Annotated in this window: 25 protein-coding genes; 17 read left to right on the top strand and 8 right to left on the bottom strand. The window is 60.0% G+C overall.

The genetic code is table 11. The features are described 5' to 3' along the window. The 4 genes from ACN9MX_RS13570 to ACN9MX_RS13555 are packed head-to-tail and all read right to left on the bottom strand — an operon-like array spanning window position 1 to window position 7,598. Window positions 1–2,784, bottom strand: a complete 2,784-nt coding sequence (locus ACN9MX_RS13570) for a DUF1156 domain-containing protein (RefSeq protein WP_426387099.1) — start codon at window positions 2,782–2,784, stop codon at window positions 1–3. Next, the gene (locus tag ACN9MX_RS13565) at window positions 2,784–3,212 is read right to left on the bottom strand and encodes a hypothetical protein (RefSeq protein WP_426387098.1); all 429 of its coding nucleotides are present in this window, start codon (window positions 3,210–3,212) and stop codon (window positions 2,784–2,786) included. Before ACN9MX_RS13565 ends, ACN9MX_RS13570 begins: the two co-directional genes overlap by 1 nt. Continuing rightward, the gene (locus ACN9MX_RS13560; protein ID WP_426387097.1) at window positions 3,209–6,712 is read right to left on the bottom strand and encodes a helicase-related protein; all 3,504 of its coding nucleotides are present in this window, start codon (window positions 6,710–6,712) and stop codon (window positions 3,209–3,211) included. The genes ACN9MX_RS13565 and ACN9MX_RS13560 overlap by 4 nt, the downstream gene beginning before the upstream one ends. A 22-nt stretch (window positions 6,713–6,734) precedes the next feature. Then, window positions 6,735–7,598 carry a WYL domain-containing protein gene (locus ACN9MX_RS13555; protein WP_426387096.1) on the bottom strand — a complete coding sequence of 288 codons (864 nt, stop codon included), beginning with the start codon at window positions 7,596–7,598 and terminating at the stop codon, window positions 6,735–6,737. Between the two features lie 103 nt (window positions 7,599–7,701). Between ACN9MX_RS13555 and ACN9MX_RS13550 the strand changes: the two genes are divergently transcribed. The 8 genes from ACN9MX_RS13550 (at window position 7,702) to ACN9MX_RS13515 (ending at window position 16,934) form a co-directional block, all read left to right on the top strand. After that, window positions 7,702–7,938 (top strand): DUF2188 domain-containing protein, encoded by a 237-nt coding sequence (locus ACN9MX_RS13550; protein ID WP_426387095.1) that lies wholly within the window; start codon window positions 7,702–7,704, stop codon window positions 7,936–7,938. A 2-nt stretch (window positions 7,939–7,940) separates the two neighbouring features. After that, window positions 7,941–8,948, top strand: coding sequence for a CBASS cGAMP-activated phospholipase (locus ACN9MX_RS13545; RefSeq protein WP_426387094.1), 1,008 nt, complete (start codon window positions 7,941–7,943; stop codon window positions 8,946–8,948). Window positions 8,949–8,952: 4 nt separating this feature from the next. Then, the gene (locus tag ACN9MX_RS13540) at window positions 8,953–10,203 is read left to right on the top strand and encodes a nucleotidyltransferase domain-containing protein (protein ID WP_426387093.1); all 1,251 of its coding nucleotides are present in this window, start codon (window positions 8,953–8,955) and stop codon (window positions 10,201–10,203) included. 115 nt (window positions 10,204–10,318) lie between these two features. Then, the gene (locus ACN9MX_RS13535; RefSeq protein WP_426387092.1) at window positions 10,319–10,900 is read left to right on the top strand and encodes a hypothetical protein; all 582 of its coding nucleotides are present in this window, start codon (window positions 10,319–10,321) and stop codon (window positions 10,898–10,900) included. A 175-nt stretch (window positions 10,901–11,075) separates the two neighbouring features. Next, window positions 11,076–12,281, top strand: coding sequence for a DUF932 domain-containing protein (locus tag ACN9MX_RS13530; RefSeq protein WP_426387091.1), 1,206 nt, complete (start codon window positions 11,076–11,078; stop codon window positions 12,279–12,281). A gap of 132 nt (window positions 12,282–12,413) precedes the next feature. Continuing rightward, window positions 12,414–14,555: a ParB/RepB/Spo0J family partition protein gene (locus tag ACN9MX_RS13525; RefSeq protein ID WP_426387090.1), complete on the top strand. Its 2,142-nt coding sequence runs from the start codon at window positions 12,414–12,416 to the stop codon at window positions 14,553–14,555. Window positions 14,556–14,670: 115 nt separating this feature from the next. After that, window positions 14,671–15,705, top strand: coding sequence for a DUF7146 domain-containing protein (locus tag ACN9MX_RS13520; protein ID WP_426387089.1), 1,035 nt, complete (start codon window positions 14,671–14,673; stop codon window positions 15,703–15,705). Between the two features lie 302 nt (window positions 15,706–16,007). After that, entirely contained in the window at window positions 16,008–16,934 is a 927-nt protein-coding gene (locus tag ACN9MX_RS13515) for a DUF2493 domain-containing protein (RefSeq protein ID WP_426387514.1), read from the top strand. A 105-nt stretch (window positions 16,935–17,039) separates the two neighbouring features. Here ACN9MX_RS13515 and ACN9MX_RS13510 read toward each other — a convergent pair whose 3' ends face one another. From ACN9MX_RS13510 to ACN9MX_RS13495, 4 genes are all read right to left on the bottom strand, one after another. After that, the gene (locus ACN9MX_RS13510) at window positions 17,040–17,543 is read right to left on the bottom strand and encodes a hypothetical protein (RefSeq protein WP_426387088.1); all 504 of its coding nucleotides are present in this window, start codon (window positions 17,541–17,543) and stop codon (window positions 17,040–17,042) included. A gap of 97 nt (window positions 17,544–17,640) precedes the next feature. Then, window positions 17,641–18,822, bottom strand: coding sequence for an ImmA/IrrE family metallo-endopeptidase (locus tag ACN9MX_RS13505; protein ID WP_426387087.1), 1,182 nt, complete (start codon window positions 18,820–18,822; stop codon window positions 17,641–17,643). Next, the gene (locus ACN9MX_RS13500) at window positions 18,819–20,195 is read right to left on the bottom strand and encodes a 7-cyano-7-deazaguanine synthase (RefSeq protein ID WP_426387086.1); all 1,377 of its coding nucleotides are present in this window, start codon (window positions 20,193–20,195) and stop codon (window positions 18,819–18,821) included. Before ACN9MX_RS13500 ends, ACN9MX_RS13505 begins: the two co-directional genes overlap by 4 nt. Continuing rightward, complete coding sequence (locus ACN9MX_RS13495; RefSeq protein WP_426387085.1) at window positions 20,195–20,734, bottom strand: hypothetical protein; 540 nt, start codon at window positions 20,732–20,734, stop codon at window positions 20,195–20,197. Before ACN9MX_RS13495 ends, ACN9MX_RS13500 begins: the two co-directional genes overlap by 1 nt. Before the next feature lie 369 nt (window positions 20,735–21,103). Between ACN9MX_RS13495 and ACN9MX_RS13490 the strand changes: the two genes are divergently transcribed. The 9 genes from ACN9MX_RS13490 to ACN9MX_RS13450 all read left to right on the top strand — a co-directional run bounded on the left by ACN9MX_RS13490 (window position 21,104) and on the right by ACN9MX_RS13450 (window position 26,044). Further along, window positions 21,104–21,268, top strand: coding sequence for a hypothetical protein (locus ACN9MX_RS13490; protein ID WP_426387084.1), 165 nt, complete (start codon window positions 21,104–21,106; stop codon window positions 21,266–21,268). A gap of 87 nt (window positions 21,269–21,355) precedes the next feature. Further along, the gene (locus tag ACN9MX_RS13485) at window positions 21,356–21,850 is read left to right on the top strand and encodes a hypothetical protein (protein ID WP_426387083.1); all 495 of its coding nucleotides are present in this window, start codon (window positions 21,356–21,358) and stop codon (window positions 21,848–21,850) included. 578 nt (window positions 21,851–22,428) lie between these two features. Beyond that, window positions 22,429–22,755, top strand: a complete 327-nt coding sequence (locus ACN9MX_RS13480; protein ID WP_426387082.1) for a DUF736 domain-containing protein — start codon at window positions 22,429–22,431, stop codon at window positions 22,753–22,755. Window positions 22,756–22,951: 196 nt separating this feature from the next. Continuing rightward, complete coding sequence (locus ACN9MX_RS13475; protein WP_426387081.1) at window positions 22,952–23,206, top strand: helix-turn-helix domain-containing protein; 255 nt, start codon at window positions 22,952–22,954, stop codon at window positions 23,204–23,206. A 114-nt stretch (window positions 23,207–23,320) separates the two neighbouring features. Then, window positions 23,321–23,593 carry a DNA -binding domain-containing protein gene (locus ACN9MX_RS13470; RefSeq protein ID WP_426387080.1) on the top strand — a complete coding sequence of 91 codons (273 nt, stop codon included), beginning with the start codon at window positions 23,321–23,323 and terminating at the stop codon, window positions 23,591–23,593. Window positions 23,594–23,704: 111 nt separating this feature from the next. Beyond that, window positions 23,705–23,995 carry a transcriptional regulator domain-containing protein gene (locus ACN9MX_RS13465; RefSeq protein WP_426387079.1) on the top strand — a complete coding sequence of 97 codons (291 nt, stop codon included), beginning with the start codon at window positions 23,705–23,707 and terminating at the stop codon, window positions 23,993–23,995. After that, window positions 23,946–24,461, top strand: coding sequence for a DUF2285 domain-containing protein (locus ACN9MX_RS13460; protein WP_426387078.1), 516 nt, complete (start codon window positions 23,946–23,948; stop codon window positions 24,459–24,461). The genes ACN9MX_RS13465 and ACN9MX_RS13460 overlap by 50 nt, the downstream gene beginning before the upstream one ends. A gap of 138 nt (window positions 24,462–24,599) precedes the next feature. Continuing rightward, a complete protein-coding gene (locus tag ACN9MX_RS13455; RefSeq protein ID WP_337829523.1) occupies window positions 24,600–24,881 on the top strand; it encodes a helix-turn-helix domain-containing protein in 282 nt (93 codons plus the stop codon). 113 nt (window positions 24,882–24,994) lie between these two features. Next, complete coding sequence (locus tag ACN9MX_RS13450; protein WP_426387077.1) at window positions 24,995–26,044, top strand: replication initiator protein A; 1,050 nt, start codon at window positions 24,995–24,997, stop codon at window positions 26,042–26,044. Window positions 26,045–26,137: the final 93 nt, after the last annotated feature.

The raw sequence follows: 26,137 nt of genomic DNA, 5'->3' as shown, positions 1-26,137 counted from the left end.
TCAAATATCCATGCGGATCTGGCGATTTCCGCTCGTGTCGTGGATCGCCGCTGCTTGTCGCGTCATTTCCGTCCAGTCTGCAATCAGCCCGTTGTAAGCCATGGCTTCTTTCGCATCTTTCCGTTTGTTCGCGCTGATGTCGAAAAGGCAGTAGGCGAGATCCTTCACTGCCTCAGCTTGGGTGCCGAGCTTCTTCAGCAAGACCACTGAATCATGAGAGATTCCGCCCTTTTCGTGGCGCTTGACCAAGTGTTGCAGGCATTCCCAAACCGTCAGGTGATTGTCACTCTCAGGCTCCCAGTCATTTGAGAGCTCGTCACGAGACAGAATGCGAACCTTGCCGGCCGCACTTTCGACGATTCCGGCATGTTTAACACTCTCGACAGAAATACCGCGTGCCGTGGCAATGCTATTGGCCGTTCCGTAATCGCCTTTGCCCATGCCGTTCTGCTCGAACCACGTGATAGTGAAGCGCGTGTCGGCATCAAATTCACCTTGGATGCCGCCCAGATATTCGTCCAATTCACGGTTGATCAGCTGAAGCGCAGTCTTCACTGCCATGGGGCTGTCGTCGGATTCGAGGACTGCCTTGTATCGGGAAAAAACGCCCATTCCTGGGCCGATAGCCGACTGCGGCATGTCTGCCGGGGTGATATTAGCCGCCTGAAGTTCAGCAATGGCCGGTGGCAATTCACGCTTCAATGCCCTGATGAACTCTGCACGAGTAATAGATTCTGCATCGACCTCTTTCTTCCGGCAAACCAGAACGACCGAGCTCGCAAGAACATTCATGCCGACTTTTAGACCGGTATCGCGTTCCGTCCGGACCGGCCAAGTCCCGACTATGGCGTACCCGGCGTTCATCACTGCTGAAAGAAAAGTTGCCCAACCCGTGGAGCTTATTCCTTCGGCGGCCACCTCACTCTGCTTGAATGCGTAAAATATTGCAGCAGGGTACTCCCCAGAAGATTGGCTTGCCATTTTCGCAATGGCGGCAGTCATGCCGCTAAGGAAGAAGTTCTCGGCAGCCTCCTTGCCACCGTGACGGTAAGGGGCAGCGACTAGTTCATCCGCTTTCGGCGTTGCCAAAACGCTAAAAATCTCGGGATAAACAGATTTGAGTGCGGAACTCATCCACACGTAAAAGAAGTCAGATAGATCTGCATAACCTATATTGTCATAGTATGGCGGGTCTGTAGATATGGCCGCATCACTAGTATATTTATTTGATTGAGCGTCTGATTGAGTTTCGTATCCAAGGGCGGCAGGTGAAAATCTCAGTAAAACTTTAATTATGCTATTGAGTGATGTTCTATAGTCTCCGGCCATATCAGAGAACAGTCCGGTCTCGGCGAAGCTCCAGACCATAGGAATGGATTGTCGACCAAAAAGATGGACCGCCTGATTGGCGGAGCTAGACCAAACGCAAAGTGAGTTACAAATGTCTGCAAGTCTACTAATGCCGAATGTTAAATATACACTCACGGCTTCAGCATAGGCCTTCGCGCCAGTTCCGCCCTCGCGCAAAGGCTTTCCGTCAGATGAGAGGCCCGCCGCCAAGGCGTCTGCCTCGATTTGGGTTCGCGCTTCGTGCACCAACTCACTGTAGGTGTTCAGCGCAACCAACTGGCGATCAGTGAAGAGGTCGCCAAAGGTTGTCAGGCCATAATCCACAGTCCAGAAATTGCGCGGATCATTCGGCAGGCTGGTTGCGGGCTCCCAGTGCGGCTTCGCAGAGAACGCCAGCGCTTCGTGCTCTGCGGTTGGCGAAACAAAGGCCCGGCTCCGATTGCCTTCAGCGACGATGGCAATCAGAGTTTGTCCCATGCTTCCAGCTTTACCGTGCCGTTTCACGTATTCTGGAGTGATTGCTGTATCTGAGATGAGGCAGCTGAAATTGGCGCCGCGACCCGCCTTGGTACCTTCCTTTGCCGCCGCGATCTGTTCCTTTGTTCCCCCGTTCCTAACTCGGTAGGAGATGGTCTTTGCCTGCTTGTCGATGATTGGTTCCACCCACGACTCTTTGCCGCTCTTGGAACTCAAAAGGAAACTCGACGCGATAGGCACGTGAACACCCGAAAATGCTGGGTCCGGGCTGGGCACTGTCCTTGCCCAGATCCAGGCGATCACTGTCGCGTCTCCGCCGCCAAGTTCTTTCGGCAGGGTCACGGGCGGATAAAGATGGCCTATGCGGTCCAAAGCCCTATCGCGCATCCATTCGCCGTAGTGACGTACATCCTCAGCTAGACCTTCGGAATTTCGGTAAAACTGTCGCTCTCTAATGTCGGGATGAATTGGCCCACCGTCTTTGAATTTCGGGGGAATCTCGATCATCGCTTTGCCGATCATTACCGCGACAGGATTTAGATCAGATCCAAAGGCAGGAAGACCGAGCCTTTGCGCTTCTAACGGAATGGAGCAGCCACCGGAAAATGGATCGTAGACTGGCGGCAGTTCACCACCGCAACTCCGTCGGATCTCTGCCCGCGCCTCTTCTAGCACTTCCTCATTCGTGGAATTCTCCCACTGCACCAACTTCTCAATGATAGCGAACAGCCGCTTACGTTCCGCCTCCTGAGCGTCATGCGTGGGGAACTTGTCGGGGTGGCTCGACGGATCGTCTACGAGCTGAGTGAAAAGCACTGCACGGCAGGCAGCAAGCGGCCGTCGCGCCCACCACAAATGCATAGTCGATGGATGCCCGTGCCGGATCGACTTCTCTCTGGCTGAAGCTTCATTGATCGCCTCGAGTGGAATGGCAACTTCGATGAGCTTTTTCTTCACTATCTATTCTCCACGAGGCGGCGCTCGAAATTGGCACTTAAATTTGAGAAGCTTTGAGGAGGGTTGAAGCTGAACTCATTTCTCAAAGATTCGAGATCCATCGGATTTTCAAAAATGATCGCCTCTTTTAAGTGGATGGCGAATACATATCCGTCGGGCCCAATGTATCTTTCCAGTTCAGCTTCCGTAATGCAGCCTTCGTCTTTACATTTTATGGCTTCATCGAGCCCGACTTTCTCAATAAAATTGAGATCTGAGAATCCAATTATCTTTTTAACCGGAACGCCAACATAGAAAAATACGCGGTCGGGGGGCAGTACTGGCCTCCTTTTTCGGAAAAACACCTTCACCTTTTTGCGAACAAGAGATTTTTCCCATCGTCCATTAAATGAATAGACGACGGAATATTTCTCTGTTTTCCGTTTCATGCTGGCTCCCCCCCACGTTCCAATAACCGTGGCAAATGGAACTGAACGGCCGTCTCCAAAAAGGATGGCTCACGATCCAGCAGAGGGCCACGCACATAGCGCGGCGCATGCGCAAAACCGCCGTTGACCGACACGACCGCCAGAATGAACTTCTCTGGCTCGTGGAGCGAAGTGATGATCTCCTGCCGTGTGATCATCACTGAATTCGCACCGTCGATCCGCCCCTTCACTTCAATGAAGCGCAGATGGCCGGTGTCCGGATCATGCGAGGCGATGTCGTAGCCGATTTTCTGGGCTGACACATCGACTGGGCTGTTCCCCAACGCGCGCTCCGCCGCCATTACCGCTTCCATCGCGGCAAGCTCGATGGCCCGGCGCGCCGCCGGATCTTCGGCAAAGCGGTTCGGCATGACTGGAGCCCGGCGCTCTTCCAGCAGGCCGCGCGGTATGACCACCATGCCACCACGGACCCGCGGCGGCTGCGATGAAATGAACCGCTCCTTCTCGAGCTGATCCATCCGGCGCTTCTGACGCTCCGCCAGATCCTCGGCACGGCGTTGGGCATTCTGCCAGCTGAGCCGAGTCTTCTTGCCCGCCTTCTCCTCCTCCTTCAGTTCGAAAGCACGCGAATCCCAGTAATTGATTTCCTTCTTGAGGCGAGCGCGAACCTCGCTCTCGACCTTGTCAATCTCGGGGATACGCCGCGCCTTGACCTCCGCGACATGGCCCTGCGCCAACTCGACTGTGGCGAACCGAATGGCGACCTTCTCCAGCTCGGTCGTCAGCCAATCCTCGTCGAGAAGGTCGCGCACGGCATCGACCTCCTCCGGTTTAGCCGGGCGGAGATTGAGGTGGGGAGCAATACCCGCGTTGACGGCGTGTCCGGTCTTGTCGATCGCCGCGAACTGAAGCCGCTGCGAAATCACATGCGGCTTGCCAAGGCTCGTCATGCGACCGTCCTGGATGCTGTGTTCCAGCAGGAAGATAGCGGACAGCGTATCGCCGGCATCGGTATCGTCGAGGAGGATCGCACCTTGCCGCATGATCTGGTCATATTGCTCGCGGATTAGGCTGATCACCGCCTCCAGCAGCGGATGCCCGGGGCAGACGAATGCGGCCACAGGCTGCTGGTTGATCTTGCTCTTCTCGAAACAGATGCGCTCATACTGCTTCTGAACCGGCGCGGCCGTGCCGATCTGGCGATCCCGCTCGCGGATGCGTACCGGGACATGGGTGATCTCCCAGCGCCCTTCTTCGCGGCGCTTGATGCGCCCGCCGAGGTGCTGGAAAGCTTCAACGAAGAAGCTCTGGATGTGGTGCGGCTGAAGGCGCAGCACTTCTGCCCGCTCCATGTCGAGGCGCAGTTCCTCGACCTTGGCCTCGGGCATTGTGTCGTTGGTAAGCGCCCGGCGGCGAAGCAGTTCGAGCAAGTGTCCTTGATCGACAGCACCATCGACTTGACGGAACAGGCGTGCCTTCACTTCCTCCTGTTCGCCGTACTGGATGGCTTCAAACAGCAGATCCTTGAGCGCCGTACCCTCAAACAGTTCGCCAAGCACATCATAGACCCGGCCGCCGAGAGCTTCGCGCGCAGCCTCCAGCTTCTCAAGCAGGCGGGCATAGACCTCGCCCTCGCGCGTGTCAGCGGCAACAAGGTTCCACAGGTGGCACACCTCGGTCTGGCCGATGCGGTGGATGCGGCCGAAGCGCTGTTCGATCTTGTTGGGGTTCCAGGGCAGATCGTAATTCACCATCAGATGGCCGCGCTGGAGGTTCACGCCTTCACCGGCGGCGTCATTGGCGATCAGGACCAGCATGTCCTTGTCCTGCATGAAGCGTTCGACAACCTTGCGGCGCTCCTCACGCGACACACCGCCATGGATGACGTCCACGGCCTCGGGATTGCCGAGACGGGCGCGCACCTTGTCCAGCAGGTAGTGAAGCGTGTCCTTTGGCTCGGTGAAGATGATGAGTTTGCGGCGATTGCCCGACCCATCAATCATCAAATCGTCGTCGAGAATCTGGTTCAGCTGGGACCACTTGGTATCGACGCCTGAGCGCAGCACGCCGAGCGCCATTGTCTCGAGCCCCTTGAGCGTCTCGACCTCGAGCGCCAACTGCTCGACCGTCTCTGCAGTCGTCGCGCCGGTCGAGATCAGATCTTCAAGCTCGTCGATTTCCTCCTGCCCATATTCCTCGATATTGCGGAGCATGTCCGCGCTGAACTTCGGCTCCTCGATCCCGACGCGCCGCCCCTTCGAGGCAAGCCGGGCTTCGGCCAGCTCGTTTTCCAGTCGTTCGCGGCGGCGTTTCAGGGACTGGTAGATCGCAGCCGGCGACGAAGCGAGGCGGCGCTGGAGGATCTGCAAGGCGAAGCCGACATTGTTCCGCTTCTTGCCATCCCCTTCGGCGAAGCGCTGCACCCGGTTCATCTCGGTGCGCACATATTCGGTCACAGCGGTATAAAGGGCGGCCTCGCCCTCCGACAGCTGGTACTTCACCGTCCGCGCCCGCCGCTCAGGGAAAAGCGGTCGCCCATCGAACTTGAGCAGCTCTTCCTTGGTCAGGCGCCGCATCATGTCGGCGGTGTCGGCATAGTGGACGCCGTCGCGGAACCGGCCCTCGAACCGGTCGCCGTCGAGTAGGGCCATGAACAGCTGGAAGTCCTCTTCCTTACCGTTATGCGGCGTTGCCGACATGAGCAGCAGGTGACGGCAGGCCTGCCCGAGCTTCTGTCCGACCTGGTAGCGCCGGGTATATTTGACCTCGCCGCCAAAATAGGTGGCCGACATGCGATGGGCTTCGTCGCAGATGATGAGGTCCCATTCGCGGGCGCTCATGAGCTTGTCTTGAAGGTCTTCGTTGCGCGCCAGGACGTCCAGGCGAACGATCAGTCGATCACGGTCGCTGAACGGATTTCCCGACCGGGAATTCTCGATCATGTCGCGGCTGAGGATGTCGAACTCGAGATTGAACTTCTGGCCAAGCTCATCCTGCCACTGTTCGACCAGGCTGCCCGGGGCAACCACGAGGCAGCGCTCAAGATCGCTGCGCGCGATCAGTTCCTTGATCAGCAGACCGGCCATGATGGTCTTGCCGGCGCCGGGATCGTCCGCCAGCAGGAAGCGCAGAGGCTGGCGGGGCAACATCTCGCCGTAAACCGCCGAAATCTGATGCGGCAACGGATCGACCAAGCTGGTGTGGATGGCGAGATAGGGATCGAAGTAGTGGGCCAGCTTGATGCGGTTGGCCTCGGTCACAAGTCGCAACAGTTCGCCGTCGGCATCGAACGACCAAGGCCGCCCGTTCTGCTCTACTTCCAGGCGATGTTCATCGTCGCGATAGAGAACCGACTCGGCCACCGTGCCGTTGTGATCGCGGTAGACGACATTGATCGCCTGATCGCCAATCCAATCCACGGATAGAACCTGCGCCGACTGCGTCGAGGCAATACCTCGCACAGATGCGCCGTTCTTGATGTCCTCAAGCCTCGCCCCCATTACTTGTCACATCCCCATACCGTCACAAACGCAACTCCGCTTTCTCAAGCGCAGCCTCTGTTTCTTTGCGGTTTATCGTAACAATATGCTGAGTGCGAGCGCTCTGCTTGGCAGCATCCCCTAGCAGCCCCAGCCGCTTGAGCACATAGAACAGCATCGCATAGCGAACGCTGAGCACGCCGTTGCCGTGGTCCAGCCCATAATCCTTCGCCACAACCTTTTTCTGGCTGTCGGTCAGATCAGGGTGCGGTCCGATCTGGACATCGAAATAGTTGTTCCAGAGCCAGTCCTCTTCGCCAGTGGCGCCCGGCTTGTCCTTCCCGCGAACCTCGAGAATGCGCGGCAAGAGGAAGTCCTTGAACTTATGCTCGAGGTGGCAAAACCCCCGAACGTGCCAGCGAAAGCCGTCATGGCCGAACGCATGCGGGGTAATGCGCCGCCACGTGGACTCCGGCCGCGCAGCGTTCATGGACTGGTAGAAAACTTCGATCGAGGCGCCCTCCCGCACCGCGTCGAGCACCTTGCGCAGGACCTCCATGTCGATGTCGCGCTTGGGCGTCAGAGCCACATCCGCGCTCGGCAAATTGGCAATCCACGATTCGTGTGACGGAACCGCGCCTTCGGCCACCGAGCGCAGCTGCGAGAGGTAGACGTAAGGGTCAGGGTTCAGGAACCGCAGCATGAACTTGTCGGCGGCAACGTACCGCTTGCCGCGCTTGTCGTACTCCATGTTTCCGGGCGCACGCTCTTGGTAGAGGGCGAGGTCTTTCGACGCCTGCGGAACCGACACAGCGAAGTAATCCACGATATCAGCGCGGTTGATCGTCCCCTCCCAGAACAAGCGGAACTCAATAAATTCAAGCCTTTGCTCGATTCCCCAGCGCACCCAATCGCCCTTAATGAGAGTAGAAACTATACGTACTTGACAAAAGTCACGTATAGTTTCTACTCTCATGGTGTTAGTGAGTCAACGCCGAAAGGGGGCCGCCATGGCCGATCGATACGTTACCAAGCATCCGCGGGGCTGGGCCGTTCAGGCTCCCGGCGGCGAACGCGCAAGCAGCGTTCATACCACCCAGAAGGCTGCCGAACAGGCCGCCAAGCAGACGGTGCGCAACCTCGGCGGCGGCGAGGTCCGCATTCAGGGGCGCGATGGCCGCTGGCGCGACTCGGACACCGTGGCCCCGGGCAACGATCCGTGCCCGCCCAAGGACAAGAAGTACTGAGCATGGCCAGCCAGCCGATCATGCCCGTGCCCGAGGATAGGCCCGTGAAGCGGATACTGACCATCGATGGTGGCGGTATCCGTGGCACGTTCCCGGCCGCGTTCCTCGCGAACCTCGAACAGGACCTTGGCGAGCCCATTGGCCGCTATTTCGACCTGATCTCCGGCACCTCGACCGGCGGCATCATCGCGATTGGCCTCGCGCTCGGCATGCGCGCTTCCGACATCCTCAAGCTCTACGAAGAGCAAGGGCCGGCGATCTTCGCGCAGACCCGCACCGGCATTGCTGGCTGGATCGATCGCCGTGTCCGGACCGGGCGCTGGCTGTTCTGGGGTCCAAAATACAGCACGCAGCCCTTGCGCGATGCGCTTCATGGCGTGCTGGGGGATCGCAAGCTTGGCGAAGCCCAGACCCGGCTCGTCATCCCGGCGTGGCATCCCCAGACCCAGGGCGTCTACATCTTTAAGACCGCGCACCATCCGCGCCTGCGGACCGACTTCAAGGAACTGGCCATCGATGCGGCCTTGGCCACGGCGGCGGCTCCCACGTATTTCGCCCAGCATGTGACGGCCAATGACGTCGGGCTCGCCGATGGCGGAATGTGGGCGAACAATCCGACCGGCATCGCGGTGGTGGAGGCGGTGGCGACGCTGGGTTGGTCAGCTGACGAAATCCGCGTCCTGAGCATCGGCTGCCTCGACGACATCAAGCTTGTTCGCGAGGCCTATGGTGCCGCGCGCCTTGCTCCGCAGATGGCCAGTCTGTTCATGGCCGGCCAATCTCACGGATCGCTTGGTATTGCACAGATTCTGACCGGCGACCCCCATGATCGCAAGGCGATCTACCGGGTCTCCCAGCCAGTGCCCGACGGCTTCTATTCGCTCGACGACACCAGCCGCATCCGCAGCCTGAAGGACCGGGCCTTTGCCGAGGCCCGCATTCAGAAGCCCATTCTCCATCCGCAATTCTTCGGCGCGCCGGCCGAAGAATTCGTGCCGCACTACAGGTGACATCATGACCATCTACGATAAGAATCTCGCCAAGTCGCACGACGACATCCTCGAACGGATGGCCGAAGCGCTCGATATTCCGCCCTCCAAGTTTGAGGAGGCCAGCAACCGCTACCATGCCATCGGCAACTGGCTCGATCGTCCCGAATCCGAGATCGCGCAGTTCAAGCCCGCAATCTCGCCGCAAGGCTCGTTCCTGCTTGGCACCGTGACGCGCCCGTTTACGGATGCCGAGGAATACGACGTCGATCTCGTCTGTCGGCTTGAGGCCACCAAGGCCGACTTCACCCAGAAGACCCTGAAGGAGGCGGTGGGCCGCGAGGTCGCGCTTTACGCGGAGGCACATGGCATGGCCGACCCGGACGAGGGCCGGCGCTGTTGGACGCTCAACTATGCCGCAGGGGCGCAGTTCCACATGGACATCCTGCCCGCCCTGCCGGATGCCCAGCACTATCAGGGTGTTCTGCTCGAAAAGGGGTTCCGGGCCTTGGCAAGCGATGCCGATCTCACCGGGCGCGCCATTGCCATCACCGACAATACCCTGCCCAACTATGAAATCGCGTCGGCCAACTGGCCTCTCGGCAACCCCTCCGGGTATGCGGTCTGGTTCCGCAACCGGATGAAGGTGCGGCTCGATGAAGCCAAGCTCGCCTTCGCCAAGCGGGCGCACATCTCCGCCAGCGTCGATCAGATCCCCGACCACAAGGTGAAGACGCCGCTCCAGCGCGCGATCCAGCTACTCAAACGTCACCGCGACTGCATGTTTGCCGGTGATTGCGAATTTCGGCCTATCTCCATCATCATCACGACACTGGCCGCCCATGCCTACAACGAAGAGACGACCATTGCCGGTGCCTTGCAGAGCATCCTGACCAACATGGACCGCTATATCGAGGATCATGACGGGGTGGCATGGGTGGCAAACCCGGTGAACCCGAGCGAGAACTTCGCCGACAAGTGGGTGGGCGAGCCCAAGAAGCGCGCGAATTTCTACACATGGCTCGACCAGGCTCGCCGCGATTTTGGTCTCTACCTGCGCGCCAGCAAGTACGACGAAATGCCGACCGAGCTGCGCAAGAACCTGGGTGAAGACTTCGTCGATCGCATGATGAAGGCGGCAGTCCCGGCTTCGGCCCTTGGCATGCCTGCGATCGCAGCGACCGCCGCCAGCGCAGACGACATGCGGCGCGCCGAGCACGCGATCCATCAGATCAAGCAGTCCGGTTCGCAGTCGAAGCCCTGGGCTAAGGCCTAGGGTCACCGCCCACTTGCTGACGCTCGAAACGGTTCAGGCGGCGATCGCGTTCGATCAACCCAAGCTGCACGCTCGGCTTGTCGAAGAGCAAATCCTGATCGAGGGCGGGTTTCTGGTGACCGAAAGCGGCATGGCTGCCGTGCCCGGTGGGCCGATCACGGAATTTGCCATCCGCATGGAGGTAAGCTGCCGCTATCCCTCCGTTGAGCCCAAGGTCTTCGAGACGGGTAACTGGATTCCTCGCAACCCCGATCGCCATATCAATCTCGATGGCGATTGCTGCGTCACGGTGTGGGAACATTGGCTCGCCACCGCTCCCAACCACTCCATCGGCAGCTTCATCAACGGCCCGCTCAATGAGTATTTTCTCAGCCAGTTCTGGTTCGAAAAGACCGGGAAATGGCCTTTCGGCGAGCGGCCCCATGGCGATGCCGGGATGGAAGAAGCATTTGCTGATGCACTGGGAATCGCCAACCGGCGAGAAGCGTTGCTCTGCCATCTGAGGCTGTTGTCCCAGGCCTGGCCCAAGGGTCATTGGGCTTGCCCCTGTGGCAGCGGCAAGATTGTCCGGAACTGTCACCGCGAGGATCTGATGGCACTGCACGAACGGATCGCGCCATACATCGCTAAGCGGATGCTTCGCCGTCTTCACGAAAGCCAGAACGTGAGAGCGCGTAGGTCGATTGGTCGCCGTTAACAGAACGGGGGTTGTTCGGGGAACGTCTTCCCCTGCGGCCGAGCCAGCGTCTCTGTCTACCCCTTCTGCGGGGACACCCCGCAACGCCCCGGAAAGAGTGAGAGAGGGGCAAGAATTTCCGTGACGGAGAAATGCGGGGAGAGAGGCTTCTGGCGCCCGTCATGGAGGTTTTCCCATGAACATGCAGGTTCTCGATGCCCGCCGCGATGTGAGCGGCGGCTACAAGGTCGATGTCTCGCGCGGAGAGCGCGTGGGTCGCGTATCGTCGGAGTGGTTCTCGCGGCCCGACGATGAGCGGTATCTCTCGCTGGGTGATCTGGCCCGCTCGGTGCGCGGCCGTTCCGAGCGCAGTCGGACCCGTGTTGTGGAAACGGCCCGCATCCATGTCGAGGCGAACCGCAACGATCCCGAACGCCTGTCGCTCATCCTCCCCGGCGCCGACGCGCCCGTCGCCCCGACGCATTGGAGCTTCGGCCAGCTGGCAAGTCAGGTCGGAGCACCTGCGGCCTACCTGCGCCAACTTCCGGCGCCACTCGCGGCGATCAATCTGCAATACGGGCTGACGTCGCACCGGGCCGAACAGATCAAGACGCTGGAGACCGATGATGGTCGTTCCGGGGGCAGGCTGGAACTGCGCGCGGTAACGGGGCCTGATTACGGCCGGATCTACGATCATGAACTCGTCGAGGCGGTGCAGAAGATCGCGGGCAATGGCACCGGCGACACGCGCTGGAAGGTGCCGGGCGTGCTCGACTGGTCGACGGGCATCTACAATCCGCGCGTGGATATCACCCGCGACACAACCACCCTCTATGCTTCGGACCGGGACGTGTTCCTGTTCCTGGTCGATGACCTCAATCCGATCGAGGCAGGACGGCTGCCCGACGGATCGCCCGATCTCTACTTCCGGGGTTTCTACTGCTGGAACTCCGAGGTCGGGGCAAAGACGCTGGGTATGGCGAGCTTCTACCTGCGTGCCGTCTGCCAGAACCGCAATCTGTGGGGCGTGGAGGATTTCGAGGAAATCACCATCCGCCACAGCAAATATGCCGCCAACCGCTTCGCCCATGAGGCAGCCCCGGCCCTGGAAGGCTTTGCCAACTCCTCCCCGCAGCCCTTCGTGAACGGCATCCAGGCCGCCCGCGAGCGCATCGTTGCCCGCACCGATGAGGACCGCAGTGACTTCCTGCGTAAGCGCGGATTTTCCAAGGCCGAGACGGGCAAGATCATTGAGACCGTGCTCGCCGAGGAAGGTCGCCCGCCCGAATCGATCTTCGATTTCGTCCAGGGCATCACCGCGCTGGCTCGCGACAAGTCCCACCAGGACGCCCGCCTCGATATGGAGGGCAAGGCCAAGAAACTGCTCGACCAGGTTCACTGACCTCTGCGGAAAAGCCTTAGTTTCCCCAGCGTTGCGCTGCCCCTCCGAAAGGAAGAGGGCGGCGCTTCGCTTCGTGACGGGTTGAGGTCCGAGAGAGAGGCTTTCGGGCAGCCCGTCGCGAAAGGTAAACCCATGGCAACTGCTGCCCAGAAGATCAGCCTGTCGTCATCGCGCGACATCCCCTTTAACAAACTGGTACTCAGCCAGTCCAACGTCCGGCGCGTGAAGGCCGGTGTGTCGGTCGAGGAACTGGCCGAATCCATTGCTCGGCGCGGCCTCATCCAGTCGCTGCATGTCCGGCCAGTGCTGGATGCTGACGGCGTCCAAACCGGCATGTTCGAAGTGCCGGCAGGCGGACGCCGTTATCGCGCGCTCGAACTCCTCGCCAAGCAGAAGCGCCTAGCCCGCACCACGCCTGTGCCCTGCGTCGTCGGGGACGCCGCCAGCGACATCCTCATCGATGAAGTCTCGCTGGTCGAAAACATCGAACGCGTACCGCTCCATCCGCTCGACCAGTTCCGCTCCTTCCAGGGACTGCGGGACAAGGGCATGACCGAAGAAGCCATCGCTGCGGCCTTTTTCGTCGGCGTCAATGTCGTGAAGCAGCGTCTGCGCCTTGCGGCCGCCGCGCCCACCTTGCTCGAGGTCTACGCCGACGACGGCATGACCCTCGAACAGTTGATGGCCTTCGCCGTCTCGGAGGACCACGCGCGCCAGGAGCAGGTCTGGGAAGCGATCCGCGACAGCTGGCAAAAGGAACCCTGGCAGATCCGGCGGATGCTCACCGAGACCACCGTCCGGGCGTCGGATAAACGGGCGCTTTTCGTCGGCATCGACGCCTATGAAGCGGCCGGCGGCATCGTGCTGCGCGATCTGTTCCAGTCCGACGACGGCGGTTGGCTTCAGGATGTGGGCCTGCTCGACCGGCTTGTCGCCGAAAAGCTCCGCGTCGAGGCCGACCGGATCGCCATGGAGGGATGGAAGTGGGTCGAGGCGAGCCTCAGCATCCCCTACGGCGTCACCCACGGGATGCGTGAAATCGTCGGCACGCCGCTCGAAATGATCGACGAGGAGCAGGCCACGCGCGCCGGATTGCAGGCCGAACTCAATCGCCTGACCGACCAGTATGAGGACGCCGACGAGCTGCCGGACGAAATCGATCAGCGGCTCGGTGAGATCGAGGCGGCCCTGGAGGCGCTCGACAACCGGCCCATGCGCTATGAGCCCGCCGAGATCGCGACCGCCGGCGTGTTCGTCACCATCGACTCTGACGGATCGCTGATCGCCGACCGCGGTTATGTCCGCCCCGAAGACGAGGCACCCATCCCATCCGACCATGATGATGACGGAACCGCCGAGACAGGGTACAGCGAACCGTCACTGGCTCACGCCGTCAGGCCTGTCGTCGTCACCATGGTTGGTCAGTCCGTGCCGGTCGAGGACGAAGAGGAAGACGGCATCAAGCCGCTGCCCGAACGTCTGGTGACCGAGCTGACTGCCCACCGCACGCTGGCATTGCGCGATGCTGTTGCCCAGAATCCGCAGATCGCGATGACGGCGCTGCTCCACAAGCTCGTCTCGGATGCCTTCCACCACCGCTCGATGAGCGGCGTTCTCGAGGCACAGGTCCGGCACATCTTCTTCCCGGCCCAGGCTGAGGAGCTGGGTGACAGCATGTCGGTCAAGTCGGTCGATGAACGCAACGAGCATTGGAAAAACCGCATCCCTGCCGATGACACGGCGCTGTGGGATTGGCTGACCGGGCTCGACGAGGAGAACCGTCTGGCGCTCCTCGCCCACTGCGTGAGCTACGGCGTCAACGCGCTTTATGAGCGGCCCAATCCCTACAGCGGTTCGGGCGTCAGTGAGTACGGTCTGCAATTGCGCTTCGACCAGGCCGACCGCCTTGCGCGGGAAACCGGCCTGGACATGGTGCAGGTTGGCTGGCGGCCGACTGTCGGCAACTACCTCGGCCGCGTAACCAAGTCCCGCATTCTCGAGGCCGTGCGCGAGGGCGCTGGCGAGCGCGCCGCCCAGCTCATCGACCATATGAAGAAGGGCGACATGGCGAAGGAGGCCGAACGCCTGCTCGCGGATTCTGGCTGGTTGCCCGAGCCGCTGCGGCTTGCCGACCCCGATGGCATCTCCGGCGCCGACCTTATCGATCAGGATGAGGGCGAAGCGGCGCTTCCGGCATTCCTCACCGACGACGGTGACGATGAGGAGCACGAGGAAAGCGAGAACGAAGAAATCGCCTCAATCGCTGCCGAATGATCACCATGCGCGGAGGGTGGGACGTCTGGTCTCCGCGCGCCTTTCGAAGGGAACGTGCCATGGCCGATTTGCCGATGTCAACAGGCCGCGTGGTCTTCCAGTTCCTCGTGGCCTGATGGCTCAAATGAATGCAAGCGACCTTGCTCATCGTCTCGGCCGCCAAGCCGAGGCGGTGTGCCGCCGATACCTCAATGCTGGCCGCAAACAGGGCAATTACTGGCTGGTTGGCGACGCAAACAACACACCGGGACGCTCCCTCTTCGTCCGGCTCAATGACTCCCCAAAAGGCCCCGCGGGGAAGTGGCAGGATGCCGCTACCGGCGACCACGGCGATTTGCTCGACCTGATCCGACTGGCACGGGGACTGGTAGATTTTGCCGATGTTGCCGAGGAAGCACGCGCTTTTCTGAGTCTGCCACATCCAGAGCCCGCACCGTTGCAGCACAAGTTTCCGCGCGCTGTATCTGGCTCGGTTCAAGCCGCGAAGCGGCTCTTTGCCATGTCGCAGCCAATCGGCAGTTCATTGGCCGGCACCTACTTGCGTCGGCGCGGCATTGCAGATCTCCCAGGACCAGCAAGCCTGCGTTTCCATCCCCGCTGCTACTATCGGCCCGAAACCGGTGAGGTCACCCAGACTTGGCCAGCGATGGTCGCCGCCGTCACAGACCTCAATGGCCAGACCACCGGGGTTCATCGCACCTGGCTTGCACCCGATGGCAAGGACAAGGCGCCCATCGAAACGCCGCGCAAGGCGATGGGAGACCTGCTCGGCCATGCGGTTCGCTTTGGCCTGCCCGGCGAAGTCATGGCCGCCGGTGAAGGCATCGAAAGCGTGTTGTCCGTTCGCGAAGGCGCACCTGGTATGGCCATGGCGGCAGCCCTTTCGGCAGCGCACCTTGCTGCGATCGCATTCCCTGATGCGTTGCGCCGCCTCTACATCATCCGCGACAATGACCCGGCAGGGGACTGGACGCGTGATAGCCTGGTCGAAAGAGCCAATGCGGCCGGGATCGAGGCGATCGTGCTGTCGCCGGCACTCGGGGACTTCAACGAGGAGCTGTGCGAACACGGTCTCGACGCGCTGCGGGCAAGTATCCGGGGCCAATTTGCCCCGCAGGATGTTGCTCGTTTCCTGGATTTCGCGGCTTAACCCGCGGCCTGGGTGGTTCGTGCGGTCCTGTGCCGTCGTAGCCATCACGAGTTCTTACCATCGACAGAGGCCGCGCCCGGCCTTCGAGAGGGCGATAGGCCCACAAGCGTTCTGGCCCGGCAATGGCGGCGGCCAGCTATTTTCCGGCGGCGCGCGTTGCACGCCTTTCCATCGCGAAACAAAATAGCAGGCCTCTGCCATCCTCCGCGTTCGCTCCGGCCCTCCGGGTGCAGGGCCAGCCCGTTCGTGGGCTTCATCGCCATGAAGGCCGCGAGGGCGCGGTCCAATCGATGGAGCATCCGATGGACGAGCACGACGACTTTGAACCGCATCACAACTCTTCCCCCACCGACCATGTTTTGCAGGAACTTCAGCTCTACGGCTACCGCCCCTTCGAGGATGAACCTGATCCCCGCCCGCTGCCCGAAGGCAATCGTGTCGCCGGTGCCATCGCAGACATTTTCGACGCCCTGATTTCCAGCCTGGAAGACACACGCCTCGAACCCGACCTCGACGATCTTCTGTGGTCGACCGTCAACCTCTTCCATCGCGCCTGCCAGAGGATCGAACGCGAACTCGACGACAATGAGGTGGGCCAACGCCGCCTCCAGAACGAGCAGGATGGCAGCGAGGTGAAGTCGGTCGAGCTGGAACGCCTGACCGCCCAAGGGCAGAGCCTCCTCGAACGGCGCGATGCCTTCGAACTGATGCGTGACCAGGCCGCTGAGCATTTCGAGCGGCAGACCCGGTCAAGCTGGAAACCGCACTCAGGCTCCATGGTCAATCATCGGCACCTGACGTCCGCCATGATCGATAGCCGAGATTTCCTCAGTGCCAAGCGGCGCGCCGAAACGGAAGTGCTCCTCCCCGCAGGGCCTAAGATCGCATTTTCCGGCGGTGAGAGTACGGACCATCAGCTGATCTGGGCCAAACTCGACCAGATCCGGACCAAGTATCCTGACATGGTGCTGATGCACGGCGGCTCACCCAAAGGCGCCGAGAAAATCGCTTCGCGTTGGGCTGATACCCACAAGGTGCCGCAAATCGCGTTCAAGCCCGACTGGACCAAGCATGCGAAGGCCGCGCCGTTCAAGCGCAATGATCAAATGCTTGCCGTCATGCCGATCGGTGTGATCATCTTCCCCGGCACGGGCATTCAGGACAATCTTGCCGACAAGGCCCGCAAGCTCGGAATTCCGGTCTATCGATTTCACTCCGGAAACTCGTGAGGTCAATCAAATTGGCCCTGAAAGCGCTGCCGAGAATACGAGGCCCGTGCAAGTTCGATCATGTCGAGACGGATTATTGCCAAAGCTTGAGGCCCCCTGAGTTTGTCACTCGAAGCAATGGCTTCTGGCAATTCTTGAGGATCGCGGCAGGCTCGTACACAAGGCTGCCCGCTCCTGCCCAATCGTTTTGACAACCCATGGAATATGCCTTTCCTGGACTCGCATCCGAGCCCGCGTCAACGCGTTGAAGACTGATTCCGCTAATTCAACCGCGCCAAGTTCAGCCAGAACCAGTTCGTGCACGAGAAGGTCGGTCGTGGTTGCCATCGGGAGAGAGAAGCGATCTTGACCGATGGCCAAACCCTTCTTTTCATCGATTACCGGAATGCCACCATTTGCCACTGCCCACGCTATTGTGGCGGCCTCACCATCGTCGAGAGTTGCCGCGCCTGAACCCGACACCATCGCCAGAAAGTTACCTTCACAATCTGCTGAGAGCGATTCTAGCTGGGCACGCCCTGAAACCACGAGTGCTGCAACCATATCAGCGTCGGTACGGCCTTTTAGCCGCCCCGCTTCTAACTCTCGCGCAACTACATCGACGATCACGATCGCGTTAGGGATAGCTCCGAGAATTCTGGACGCATTCCCTGTCGCGTTAAGATTGATTGCAACGCTTGCATCGAGGACGAGGGGAACGGACGAATTAGACCAGCAGCTTGGGAGCCCCATCGGCCTCGCTCCCTTCATTTCCCAACCCATCCAAGAGGTCGCGCAACTCCAAACGGTCGAGCCGTAACAGGCGAGCCAACTGCCCTTCGCTTAGGAGCTCACGTCGCCAAACTTCGTCTGCCATCATGCTCATACGCAGCGAAATCGGGCGATCTGCATCATCCTTGTGCTCATCCTTGGGCAAAGCACCCAAGACCTGGATCACTTGCTCGTCAGTTATACCCCCGTTTTCAACGAACCAATCCCAACTGTCTCGCTTAATTAATCCCAGATCCTCGAGTCGCCGAACCAATGCTTCGCGCGATACCCCGAAGTAATTTGCAAGCACGATGATATGGCGACGGCTGAGCGAAGAAGCCCCCACCGTTATGTCTTGGAATTTCTGCTTCACCGCTCGTGCGGGCATCAGGAATGCTCGGCCAAAGGCATTAGCATAGCGCTCCTCACGAACGGTCTCCGACGTCCCATCATCTAAGATATCGGCAAATCTCCTAGTAGACATGAAGTGGCCGGTCTCATGAGCTGCGGTATTTGCGCGCAGGTCACGACGGTGATTTGCATTGAGCAAAATGCATGGCCCCACAGCATCATCAAAAGCGAAAAGGCCAGAGATGCTAGACGGCAAACGCCGGACATATACTCGGGCGCCAAGTTGCAATTCTAACAAGCTAATAATGTCGCTGATAGGATTGAGACCAATTCCTAACCATTGCCGGAGATCGAAAGCATCTTGTTCGGCTTGCAAGCGAACATTGCCTGGCAAGATGGGCGTCTCGGGAGGATAAGCAATAGATCGAGAAATTCCGAGCAATTGCTCCAGTTCGACTTCTGCGCGCACAAGGTCATTGAGCAACCTCACGGCGTGCTCAACGCTCGCATCTTCCGATGCAGATATTTTCCGAAATTGCGCCAGGAGATTGATCTGGACCGGCTCCCGTCGAAGCACTTCGTTGATCGTCGTCCCGTAAACACTCGTCAGAGTTTGAAGCTCATCGAGACGCAGGCGGCGCTGGCCCTTTTCAATTGCCACAAGCGTCGTTCGCGCCATGCCTGCGGCGGTCGCAGCGGCCGCTTGCGTGAGCTTTGCGCTATCACGCGCTAGGCGTAGTCGTTCGCCGATGTCTTCGAGAGGAAGGGATTCCAGTGGCGAGATCATGACACGCTAGCCGTCCACTGACGGATGAATGAGTCCGAACCAAGCGAATTGACAAAGGCGTGCCATTCGTCGCGGTGGCGACGAAGAAGTGAGATAAGTTTCATTTCGGTGTCTTCATTGGTGAGGTTCAGAGATTTTGCGATCTGCGCCGCGTGGCGTTTAATGAGTGACTGATGGCGCGGCGAGTCCACCAACCCGGCAAGGTGGTCCATGTGCATAGTGCCGGCGATCGCGTATTCCCGCAGCGCCGGTGTGATTTTAGAAAATCCGACTGCGGCGCCGTCTTCAAATTTTGTCGCGCTAAGGTTCTCCCAGACATAACGATCAGAAGGTTCGGTTAGGCCGGCGGCATGGACACTCAGCCGCCGGAGCATACAAGCTGCACAAATGCCACATTGTCGTTTGCGACCTTCGACGGCCACGTGACGATTTTGCTGCCAGCACGAAATCGTGTCGTTCCAGTCGTCCGGCTGGGCAGTCTCGGTCACAAAGGCTTTGAGAGTTTCGCCTTTCGTGAACCAAAGTCTTGGAAACACGTATGAAACATTGTGCCCAAGAAGGGCGGCGAAGAACTTCTCCATCCGTTCCGTAAACCTCGGATGATTCCGATAATCTGGATAGGCTTGCACTACAGGAATCAAGGGCGGCCCCAATGCTCCTTGCCCGCTCTCGGGCAGGATTATCGTGCCCACATCAGCAAGATACGCAGCAATGCCAGCGATCATGGAGAATTTGAAACCGCGCGATCGGTTGCTGCTCTCGACGAAACGCTTTTCGCTTGGCTTCACCTTGTAAGGGATATTCGTGAACGGCTCACGTCGACCATCATTTTTGGGCTGGTCGTGCGTCTTACTCCCAAGCCGAACGCGGATGATGGATGATCCAAGCTTTGCTGCGGTCAGGGCAGCAACAGCCCGCGAATCCATTCCATCACTAAAGGGTACAATGGCTTTAGCGCCGCTTGGTAATGCCAAGGTCGCCTGCGTTCGTGACGCTTCTGCTGCCTTGCGGCCAATAAATGAAATGCGCCACCGGTCTCCAGTCAGAAAGCTAAGTGCGGAGACGAGCGATTCATTGACGCTGTCGCTTTCCCATAAGTCTTTATCGTGAACGGGAATCTCCAGATGAATATCTCGACTCCAACCAATTGTTGGACGTTTTTGGAAGCGATCACAAAATTCCACGGCAGCAGCGACAACCAGCATGTCAAAGACAATCGGCTTCCATTCCGCGAAGCAATATGAAAGCAATTTGCTCTCGTTGAATTGAATGTGCTCTCCGATTACGCACGAAACACGTCCTCCTCGGCGCTTACGCTTCTCTGAGATGACGACTTCGAGTTGTGGTATGTCTTTCGGAGTGACGTTGTTCATTAGAAGTGCACTCCATCATCCAGGCCCGTGTGTCGGGTGGGCGCACGGATTACCATCGCGCGGCCGCCTTGAACGAGGCGCGAAGTCAAATCCGACATTTGTCGGCCGTCTAGAATGGCTCCAACGCGTGACGCGAAATGCGACGCGCGCTTTGCGCCGGTTTCGCGCTGATAATGCTCCTCCATACCGCGCGCGTGGCGGTCTAAGATTTCATTCGCAGCTTCGCTGCAAGCAGATGCGAGTGCCGCTTCGCCGGTTTTTCCAGAATCGACGGCATCGATAGCGCAGTCGATCAACAAGGAGCCGATAGGAGATCCATTCGCCTGCATACGGAGATTCTCAATTTCCTCTCCAGACGGGGCGAAAAGTGACCCCTGGTCAGATTCGCAAAGGATGTGCCGTAGGCTGGTCATCAGTGCGTCGGGAATTTCTCGAGAAAATTCGCCAAGGACGGCGGCATCGCGCCGCTCCAGCACTTCCTCGTCAGAGAACAGCGCGTTGTCTATGCATTCCGCCAGCTTCTTCCAACGTCTGCCCATAGGCAAACTCCGATGGGGTCCATCGCTCATACATGCCTCCAATGCGACCAACGTGCCTCGGGAATTCCAAAATGTCAAATCATGATAAAAATATGGCGACAATGTCAGATTGGGGTGAATGGACTCATTCTGCAGCGATCATGTTCGCGAACCCTGAGATCCATTTCGTTGGCGTTGGACCATCCCGCTTCAAACGCGCTGATCCTTGGCCCGGCCAAGGGCCTGACGCCATCAACCCGTAAAGGGTCGGACTACGCAAAGCGTGCCGCCGCACTGGCTTTACCAGCGCGGTGATTGCAGCCCTTGGCCGGTCACTTCGGGCGCCTGTCAGCGGGGGATGAGCCTCCGCTTCGCACAGGAGCAGGTCCGATGTCCTTCAATGACGCACAAGCCTTTGCCTTCAGCCTCGCAGCCACTTTGATGGTCGCCATAGTCATTTTCCGCGCCGGTGACGGCAGCCTGTCGGTCGTGCCGGTCACCGAGTTCGATCACGATGCCGAAGTTATCGCGGAAATCGATCCGTTCGCGTTCTGACCACACCCAACCGCTCGAGCGGAGCGGGACCGGTAACGGTTTCCGCTCCCGCTGGCCCCCGACTTCCGCTATAACGCAATTCGCGCCGTGGTGGTGGGGGAGGCGCGACCGTCAGACCATTTCTCACGGGAGACCACCACCATGCTTATTCTTGGTATTTTGCTGTCCATTGCGGCAATCGGCTTCTTCTGCTGGTTGCTGTTCACTCTTGCGGTGTTCGCGTTGCCCCTTTTTGTCGGCATGAGCATCGGCGCATGGGCCTATCAATCCGGAGCCGGCTTGCTAGGCGCGATATTCGCCGGACTGCTTGCGGCAGGCCTGACGCTTGGCTTGGGGCAGATCGGCCTGATGCTGGCGCGAACGACCTGGGCAAGGCTGCTGATCGCACTCGTCTTCGTCGCACCTGCGGTCATGGCCGGCTATCATGCCACCCACGGCATCGTGAAACACGCCATGCCCTCCGAAGCCTGGCAGCAGTTGTTCTCGGTGATCGGCGCGATTGCAGTCGGCTGTGCGGCATTCGTTCGGGTAGCAGGCATGGCGGGCACCCTGCCGTCGTCGGGTAATCTGGCGAGTACCTGAAGCAACCCGGCAGATTTATTGGACGAACAATGAGGCGAAACACTTGCTGTCCTGCACGAAATGAGTGGCAAAGCGGGGCCACATAGTCGGATCAAGCTGGCCCGGGCTGTCCCCGGAATACCACCGTCCGAACGACCAACGGTTGCCCGATTTACGCGGAATATGACCAACACGTGGTCCGGGGCGTTTGGTGAAGCGTGCTGCGTTTGATGGCGCACCAGCTTGTCTGGCGCCGGTGAGATCGTGGTGTTGGCGGGCCGCGCCGGTCTGAAGGACGATACCGTATCGCCACGAGTCCCGTAACAGATCGCTCGCGCCCGCTCCAAACGGCCTCAGTCATGGGCTGATCTGGCCGAAGACCGGCTGCGCCTCGACCGCCTATGCCGCAACAGCGTCTCGCCAACTTTCTTCCCCTGCCGGCCAGGGCCGTCATTCCTCGCGAGGCAAGAAAGCTGGCTTCACGCGGTCCTACGCTTCGCTGCGGCAGCAAGCTGTGCGCCGTCGGTCGTCTCCGGCCTCTCGATCGCCATCGAGACCGCAACGGTGCGGGTTCGAAAACGAACGAACGGAGATTTCTCATGGCTACCATCGGCACCTTCAAGAAGACCGGCTCGAACGAGTTCACCGGCGACATCATCACCCTCAGCGTACAGGCCAAGGGCGTGCGCATCATCCCCGACCTGCGCGCCACCGGCGAAAACGCCCCCAGCCACCGGGTTGTGGTCGGCCGCGCGGAAATCGGCGCAGCCTGGTCCAAGCGTTCGGGCGAGGGCCGCGACTACCTGGGCCTCAAGCTCGATGATCCCAGCTTCAACGCCCCGATCTACGCCAACCTCTTCGACGACGAAGACGCCGAAGGCTACTCGCTGATCTGGTCTCGCCCCAATGGTCGCCGGGGCGACTGAGGTCCCTGCCAGGCCCCGGCCAGAACGGCCGGGGCCTTTTGGCATTCGGGCGACCGAATCAGTTCCGCCAACTGCACAAATAGTTCGCGGTTCAAGAGGTCGATCGGCGCAGGATAGAGGTGGTATTTACGGCAAGGGCGACTAATATAGTCGTAGTTCTGGCGCGTTCATCCGCGGCGGTGGGAGGCGATCATGCATGATCACCGCTCGCCAATCGCGGGCCGCACGCGCGTTGCTGGGATGGACACAGGAGACGCTCGCTGACAAGGCCCAGGTCTCACTGACCGCGCTCAAACGCCTCGAATCCGAAAGCGGGCTCGAAGTGTATGAAACCACACGCGATCAGGTGCGCAGGGCTCTTGAATCTGCCGGTGTCGTTCTTCTGTCCACGGAGAAGGGCGAAGGTGTTCTGCGGCTCCATCATCCAGGGGATCGATCGACCCGGCCGTGAGGCTGGCTGTCCTACTCGTCAGCGACCGGAAAAATTCTGCGAGCCGCTGTCCTGGATCAATGCTAGGGCCGATGAAAAGTCGCAAATACACCTAGAACAACGTGGTGGCCGGTGATGGACGAGTCTACACCGCAGTTTCTTGATGAACCGCCGCAAGGCCAGCAACTCACCTCTTACGATCGTGAGCACATGGTGCTGTATCTGCGGCTCCTGGATGCCCACCGAGACGGCGCCGACTGGCGTGAAGCCGCGCAAATTCTATTCGGCCTGGACCCCGCGATTGATCCGGCGAGATCCCGCAAAGTGCATGATGCCCATCTGGCACGCGCGCAATGGATGACTGAGCATGGCTACCGCGAACTGCTGCGCAAGGGCGAGCCGGATTAGCAGGTGATGCCGCTCCGGCATCACCTGTTGCCGAGATGGGGGCTTCCGACGTTTGTCGCAGCGAGGAATCTTCGCCCTCCCGTAATCGATTGAGGCCGTGGGAGAATCGTGATGATGCCGGATGCATCTCAATGGCGTTCTACTGCACGCTACGAGCCCGTCGAACACATGAGCGCCTCGAGCCTTGCCTGGGAATGGCTTCGTCGAAACGAAGCCTATAGCCGCGATTTTGATGCCCTGTCGGCGCATGACGCCGACATACCCATGCTGACGGACGCGATCCGTCAGCGCTGGAGGTTGCGATTTCGCAGTAGATCCCGCACTCGATCACGCTGCCGCTACCGTTTTCTGGATGCCTCAGGACGACACGAGCATCGTCGTTCTGGCCGAAGCTCCCTCTGAGCTGGCCTTTGAATCTGGCGATGGCCCGATGTCCGCCGCGATCACCGGAAGTGACGGCGAGGCCATGGTCCGGCTTGCCAACGGCGAACGTATTCAGATTCAATTTTTGGCATCAGCGTCCAGTCCAGCGGTGGCCGTCATTCCTTTGGACCTCAATGGATTCGGCAGGCTTGAGGCCGCGCATCGCCTTCTGGCGGCGCTTCACGGACGGGCCGTTCCGCCCGACACCAGATTGACACGGCAGCAACGAATGCGGGCGCGTCGGATGCTGCAAGCGTTCGATGGGGCGCGTGATGGTGCCACCCAACAAGACATCGCTCGCGCCTTGTTTCGAATTGGCCCGGTTAGCCGCGACGAGTGGCAAGCCTCCTCCACGCGCCATGCTGTCATGGGGCTGCTGCGGGATGCCCGCGCGATGATTGCGGGGGGATACCGGAACCTCCTGAGGCACCGGCGACGGTCCTGAATCATCTCCCGACTACCGGTGTGCGAATTTAGCCGGGACCAAAATCCCGCTGCAACTCGCCGATTTCGCTTCGCCATTGTGGCCTTCGCCCGCCGTCGATCTCCGACGGCACCAACGAAGCTCACGAAAGGCCGACTTATGCGACCTGATCTCGCCGTTCTGCCGCCACGCTACCTGCGCACCAAGGAAGCTGCCGCGTTTCTCAGCCTTTCGCCGCGAACGCTTGAGAAGCACCGGACCTACGGCACCGGCCCCGCCTACAAGAAGCTCGGTGGCCGAGTGGTCTACTCCGTCGACGATTTGCAGCATTGGGCCGAGCGCGGTGCCGTCACCTCGACGTCCGACCCACGTGGCACCGTGCTGCCAGCGAAGTGGCATCCGGACGATGTCGTTCCCATGGCCGGCCGCCTGGCGCGCTGACCTGCCGGGATTTGCACATGGCGCCTCGCCTTCAATCCCCCCCTGAGCGCGGACAGCTCGATCTGTTCCGCACGATCCCAGGCGATGTCGCACCACGAGACGCGCAGGACCTCATGGCCTATCCATTCTTCTCCCTGTCCAAGACCCACCGCGTCACCCCGATCGACTTTGCCGCTGGCAATGTTTCGATCCGGGTCGAGGCCGTGCCGGATCATGGCATGGCGACCATCTGGGACGCGGACATCCTGATATGGGCCGCCAGCCAGATCGTCGAGGCGCGCGATGCGGGATTCCGAACGTCGCGGCTGATCGTCGCAACGCCTTACGAGGTGCTGAAGTTCATCGGACGCGGTACGTCTTTGCGTGACTACCAGCGCCTGAAAGCTGCGTTGGATCGGCTGCAATCAACCACCGTGGCCACCTCGATCCGCCAGCACGCTGAAGGACGGCGGCACCGATTTTCATGGATCAACGAATGGAAGGAGCGTCGGGACAGCAATGGCCGACCCGACGGCATCGAACTGATCCTGCCCGACTGGTTCTATCAAGCCGTACTCGACGACGCCCTCGTGCTGACCATCGATCGGGCCTATTTCGATCTCACCGGCGGACTTGATCGCTGGCTCTATCGCCTGGTCCGCAAGCACGGTGGCAAGCAGCGCCATGGCTGGCGCTTCGACTTTCGCCATCTGCATCAGAAGTCCGGCAGCCTGTCGCCCTTCAAGCGGTTCGCGTTCGAACTTCGGGACATCGTTCGGCGCCAGCCGCTCCCGGGCTACCTCCTGTTCCTCGAAGTCGAGGCCCGCGGCCGTACACTGCTCGCATTCAAGCCATCGGTACCCGGTGGAAAGCCTGTGGACGGCGTCGTGCTATCGGGAACCGGAAGGCGCGTGCCATCAGGAACCCCAGACTCGTGCCAACGGGAACCCGATCCGGGGTTAAGCCTCGACAGCGCAAGCCGAATTCGCGCCCGTAACTTAGAATCTAACCAAGAATCTAACTTTGAAGAGCGCGCGCGCGATGTGCGCAGCCTCATCGATACGGTCCGCAACAGCCTCACGGTCAATGCCCGGCAGCGGCGATCTCCCTCCCACGGCGAGCAGGACTTAAGCGCTGCGGCCGAACTTCCCTTCGATGCACCGCCTCATGAGCAGCCATGCTGATGCAACGCCTCTTCTCCGCAACAGCGCAGCACAGTCGCCGCCCGGCAATCTCCCGCTGGCGCGCCGTGAACCGATCATTTCCTAACTTGCCTG

The sequence above is a fragment of the Sphingobium sp. R-21 genome (genome assembly GCF_049913335.1).
Classification (GTDB): Bacteria; Pseudomonadota; Alphaproteobacteria; order Sphingomonadales; family Sphingomonadaceae; genus Sphingobium.
Note: the sequence above shows the minus strand (reverse complement) of the source record. Positions and strands in the feature narration are given on the sequence as shown.